The sequence below is a fragment of the Bathymodiolus azoricus thioautotrophic gill symbiont genome (genome assembly GCF_001298715.1).
Lineage (GTDB): Bacteria > Pseudomonadota > Gammaproteobacteria > PS1 > Pseudothioglobaceae > Thiodubiliella.
Window position 1 is genome coordinate 1 of record NZ_CDSC02000389.1, and the last position, 980, is coordinate 980.

Sequence of the window (980 nt, forward strand, 5' to 3'; positions counted from 1 at the left end):
TCAGATAGGCACAGGATTTGGACACATTGCCATCAATGTAGAGGACGTATATCAGGCAGTTGAAGTAGCAAAACAACTGGGTGTTGAAGTTACCCGTGATGCGGGGCCAATGAATGCTGGGGAAACAATTGTTGCATTTTTAAAAGACCCTGATGGGTATGAGATTGAGTTACTTTCTAAAAAGTTTTAATCAAAAAATCATCAAACATAGACCCTGTAAAAACTCAAACCCTTAAAATGACGATTGTGGGTGGTTTGAGAATTATTGATTCAAATGCTCAAACTGGAATAACGTGGTGGAACTGGACAAGTAATTCATCATCAGAGTTTTCAATTAAATTTAGAAGTGTGATTCTCCAAAGCTTTTGCGCTTGAGGATATCTTACTCAAAGCCTTCGGTGTTATTAATAACAAGTGGTGGTATAATTATTTTCATGTGTACTCTTTTGTGTGCAACGCTATACCCACTAGGGCTATTTGTTATGCATTTCTCTCTCAGCTGTAATTAAAAAGACAAGAGTAGATGCAGTCATATGAAGCATATAAGCTACTAAATAACCAGGAACAACCGTTGGGGTTGTCCCTTGACCATGAGCACTCAATTTATTCCTTCCTGTTGGAATACCACTTTCCAACAGGCTACGTAACGAATCTAGTTGTTGTTGCCAAAACGAAGGAACCAAGTTATTATCAAAACATATTTGAATCAATGATTTTACTGTGGCATTCGCTTGATAATCCCAATTATTTTTCTCACAAATTGCCTTCATTGTGCTTTCGAATGCTTTAAGGCACTCATTCAATGAATCTTTATTTTTCCCATGTCTGTAGTGGTCATACGCACTAAGAAACTCCTGTTGCGCCCCTTGGTAATTTTCTCCATTCAGCAATCGAAGTGCAGGTTTTACTGCTTCTTCATGAATAAGTTCAGAATCAATTCTGATTATTTCATTTTCAATGAACTGAAAACCGATGCCATG

2 protein-coding genes are annotated in these 980 nt (G+C 37.4%); one reads left to right on the plus strand and one right to left on the minus strand.

What is annotated here, in order from left to right:
* On the plus strand, positions 1 to 190 hold a 190-nt coding region (locus tag BAZSYMA_RS07595), incomplete at its 5' end, for a VOC family protein (RefSeq protein WP_195910151.1).
* 283 nt (positions 191 to 473) lie between these two features.
* Here the strand turns inward: BAZSYMA_RS07595 and BAZSYMA_RS07600 are convergent.
* Positions 474 to 980 (minus strand): STM4504/CBY_0614 family protein (locus BAZSYMA_RS07600; RefSeq protein WP_420912283.1); only part of this gene is annotated, 507 nt, incomplete at its 5' end.